The following is a 3,288-nucleotide window of genomic DNA, read 5'->3' as shown; positions in this document are numbered from 1 at the left end:
CGTCCGAGTACTTCGACGGACGTCCCACCTGGACTTCCCTTCCTGGATCGACAAGATCCAAGTGTCAGGGTGTCCACGTCACGGGGCAAAGCTCATTCCGCGTAGTGGCTCTAACTCTTGACGGCCTCTGCGATCTGCAGGGCGGCCTGGGCGGGCGTGAGTTGCGTGGTGTCGACGACCTCGGCCTCGGCGTGCAGCCATGTGCGGGCCGCCTCGGCGTAGGGCTCGAGATACTTGAGGCGGAACGGGGAGTTGGGGCCAAGAACAGTGTCCCCCGCGATGCGTCCGCGTAGGGTGTCCTGGTCCGCGTGGAGTACGAAGTGCCTTACGGGAATGGCGTGTTGGGCGAGACCAGTGCTGATCTCGCGCCAGTACTGCTCGACCAGGACAGTCATGGGTATCACCAGAGTGCCACCGGTGTAGTCGAGCACGCGGCGGGCGGTCTCGACTACGAGCGGCCGCCACGGCGGCCAGTGCTGGAAGTTGTCCGTCGCGGGCAGCCCCGGCGTGATGTCCATGAGTGTCTCGCCGACCTTCTCGGCGTCGAACACCCGTGAATCCGGGATCAGCTGCTGCACGAGTGCGCTGGTCGTCGTCTTGCCCGCGCCGTGGGTGCCGTTGAGCCATACGATCACGGGCCCGACGCTAGCGCTTTGCGGGCGACAGGTGCCACCGATCTCGAAAGGTCACACCGGCTGTGCCGGGTCACGATAGTCGGCACTATGCAGCCTGCGTGACCTGTGCGTTCAGCCGGGCTGGCCACGCTGGTTGGGTTCCCGTTCTACTCCATCGGCTCGCGCCAGGCGGCGACGAGATTGTGGAAGCGCGAGAATCGGCCGCCCGGAACAGTCTCGCCACTGACCGTCTCGCCGTTGAGCCAGCAGATGTCGAAGGTGCCGGTCTCGGTGTCGAGTAGGCAGCACACGCCACCGGCGGCGGCGGTGAGGTCGGTGAACACCTTCCTGACGCTCGCGGACTGCTCGAACATCCGACTCATGCCCGAGGTGGCCGCTGTGAACTGCAGCGACGCGAAGTTCGGGTGCCATGCGGGCGAGAACCAGACAGTCAAGTAGATGTATCCGACCGACACTCTGCCCAACTCGTCGACCCTGTCGACATCGCCAAGGTGGAACTCGCGCATCGCGTCGTCGACGTCAATCACGATTGAGGTGTCCAGTTCGAGCGTGCCGCCAGCTGAGCAGTCGACCGGTTCGCTCTTGTACTTCGAGGTGAACGGCACGATCAGTTGCTCGCCGCCCGGCAGAGTGACCGGAAGCAGCGGCGTGTTACGGCCTTGGGGTGCGAGTTCGGCCAGCCGGGTCAGTGCCCGCACAACGTTCCGAGGGGGCATGAAGATCTCGTAGCTGTAGTCCAGCCCCATGCCAGCCCCGCCTCCCCTGTCCTGAACCGGCATCTTTTCACGGTGTGGACCGGTAGCCCAGCTGTTTCTGGGGCGGCTGCCTTCGCCGGGGCGCGGTCGGGGTGGGCGCTGACATCGGATCGTCCCTGGAGAGATCAGCTTCGAGCGGAAGCGCTGCTGCGTCGTGCGAACACCCCGCGGCATCATGCAACCGGATTGGCGAAGCCAACCGGTCCGTCGACGTGTCGGACGGCTTTTGTATGCTGGCCTTGAGGTTCCCCCGAGGTGCGGAAGGTTGCCGGAGATGGCCTGATGGGCCATCAGAAGGGAGCCTTTGCCATGGCCGCACCGATGAAGTACCCGCCCGAGTTACGGCAGCGAGCCGTTGCCGCGTACCGGGCTGCCGATCCGAAGCCCGTGATCCGGCAGATGGCCCGGGACCTGGGCGTGCACCACGAGGCCCTGCGCAACTGGATCCGTCAGGAATCCCCGCCTCCACCTACTACCGCTGGCGCCGCGAGGTTCACGAGCCGTGCACGCGCAGACGCCACGACGCGGAGCTGACCGAACACATCCGCCGGATCCACGCAGACTCCGACGAAACCTACGGCTCCCCGCGCATCCACGCCGTCCTGCGACGCGAGGGCACCCACGTCGCCGCAAACGGGTCGAGCGCCTGATGCGCCAGGCCGGCCTGCAGGGCGTCAGCCCGCGCCGGCCCCGCGGCTTCACCCGCCGCGACCCGACGGCCGACCTCGCTCCGGACCTGGTCCAGCGCGACTTCACCGCCAACGCCCCGAACCGGCTATGGGTCGCCGACATCTCGCTGATCCCCACCGGCGAGGGCCCGTGGTGGCTGGCACATTCGGCGGGTCTTGAGGCAGTGGTGGAGCCGGCCGATCATGCGGTTGAAGAGGTTGCGCTGGGCGGCGGCGTGCAGTCGGAGTGCTCGTCGCGACGGCGCTTGTCGTGGGCCTTCGCACCGGGTGAGGCCGTCAGGGCGGCGAAGGCCCAGAGGTAGCCGGCGTGGTTGAGCCGGTCGTTCTTCACCACCGGCGGGTGATGCCGGACTTCTTGCCGGAGGCCCGGGTGACGGGGGATGCGCCCGCGTACGCCGTGAGGCCGCGAGCGCCGGCGAATCGTGTCCGGTCGTTGCCGATCTCGGCGAGCACCCGAGCGCCGAGCTGGGTGCCGAGGTCGGGAAAGCTGAGGATGGTCTCGGCGTCCGGGTGCTGGGGAAGGGCTTCCTCGACGGCTTGGGCGAGATCGTCCGCGGCACCTACAGGCGGCCCTGAGCCGGCCCAGGAGGGCAAGCATCTGCCGGCCGAGGGCGTCCTCGCCCAGGGCAGGCTGGTGGGTGGGCCCAGTCCTGGCGGAACACCTCGCGCAGCCGCTCGGCCTCGGGGGGTTGTCCGGGTTGCGTTCGAGTCTGTGAGCCCGGTACGCAGCTCTGCATGGCACCACGGACAGCGGCACTTCCCGGGCTGGTACCGGGTGGCGACCACGGCTTCGCTGGTGGGGTTCGAGTCCTGGCTGGAGCGGGAGCGGCTGATGCTGCTCGACCACGACCGACGCGTGGTGGGGCCGGCCTCGCAGCCGTTCCTGGCGCCGGCCGGGCCGACAGGAGGTGGGTGGTGGAGCGGAGCTGCTCGTGGATGAACAGCTTCGGCAAGCTGCGGCGCGGCACCGAGAAACTCAGTCGCGTCGTGGACTTCCACCTCTGCCTGTCCGCCGCGATTGTCACACTACGTATGCTCATCCGCCGCACGACCGCGGGGACGGCCGCTCCACCACCACATGCCTGAGGTGGCGCCTACGGGCGGGTGTTCTTGACTGTGGGCTGCGTCTTCTGGTTGTAGATCTCCTTGCCGTCCGCGTTGTAGGCGTGGATGTAGGGGGACGGGGGGAAGGAGTTCGCGTCGAGGCTG

At 67.8% G+C, this 3,288-nt stretch carries 5 protein-coding genes and 2 pseudogenes; 4 read left to right on the top strand and 3 right to left on the bottom strand.

What is annotated here, in order from left to right; genetic code table 11:
- Nucleotides 1-110 precede the first annotated feature (110 nt).
- Nucleotides 111-635 carry an AAA family ATPase gene (locus tag AB0D10_RS46015; protein ID WP_360268997.1) on the bottom strand — a complete coding sequence of 175 codons (525 nt, stop codon included), beginning with the start codon at nucleotides 633-635 and terminating at the stop codon, nucleotides 111-113.
- Nucleotides 636-781: 146 nt separating this feature from the next.
- Nucleotides 782-1,381 carry a hypothetical protein gene (locus tag AB0D10_RS46010; protein WP_360268995.1) on the bottom strand — a complete coding sequence of 200 codons (600 nt, stop codon included), beginning with the start codon at nucleotides 1,379-1,381 and terminating at the stop codon, nucleotides 782-784.
- A 291-nt stretch (nucleotides 1,382-1,672) separates the two neighbouring features.
- Here AB0D10_RS46010 and AB0D10_RS46005 point away from each other — a divergent pair, with 291 nt between their 5' ends.
- Together AB0D10_RS46005 and AB0D10_RS46000 are read left to right on the top strand one after the other, a co-directional pair.
- A complete protein-coding gene (locus tag AB0D10_RS46005; RefSeq protein WP_360268993.1) occupies nucleotides 1,673-1,924 on the top strand; it encodes a transposase in 252 nt (83 codons plus the stop codon).
- The gene (locus tag AB0D10_RS46000; protein ID WP_360269000.1) at nucleotides 1,831-2,040 is read left to right on the top strand and encodes an IS3 family transposase; all 210 of its coding nucleotides are present in this window, start codon (nucleotides 1,831-1,833) and stop codon (nucleotides 2,038-2,040) included. Before AB0D10_RS46005 ends, AB0D10_RS46000 begins: the two co-directional genes overlap by 94 nt.
- A gap of 125 nt (nucleotides 2,041-2,165) precedes the next feature.
- Here AB0D10_RS46000 and AB0D10_RS45995 read toward each other — a convergent pair.
- Nucleotides 2,166-2,814: pseudogene (locus AB0D10_RS45995) on the bottom strand (transposase); the annotation flags it as partial.
- On the opposite strand from AB0D10_RS45995, the gene AB0D10_RS45990 reads away from it, so the two are divergent.
- Nucleotides 2,792-3,019, top strand: a complete 228-nt coding sequence (locus AB0D10_RS45990) for a hypothetical protein (protein ID WP_360269003.1) — start codon at nucleotides 2,792-2,794, stop codon at nucleotides 3,017-3,019. The pseudogene AB0D10_RS45995 and the gene AB0D10_RS45990 sit on opposite strands and share 23 nt — an antisense overlap.
- Nucleotides 2,974-3,165, top strand: a pseudogene (locus AB0D10_RS45985) (hypothetical protein); the annotation flags it as partial. The gene AB0D10_RS45990 and the pseudogene AB0D10_RS45985, both read left to right, overlap by 46 nt.
- Nucleotides 3,166-3,288 lie beyond the last annotated feature (123 nt).

This window comes from Kitasatospora sp. NPDC048545 (assembly GCF_040651155.1).
Taxonomy (GTDB): Bacteria; Actinomycetota; Actinomycetes; order Streptomycetales; family Streptomycetaceae; genus Kitasatospora.
The sequence above is the reverse complement of the archived record's forward strand: the minus strand, read 5'-3'. Positions and strand labels throughout refer to the sequence as shown.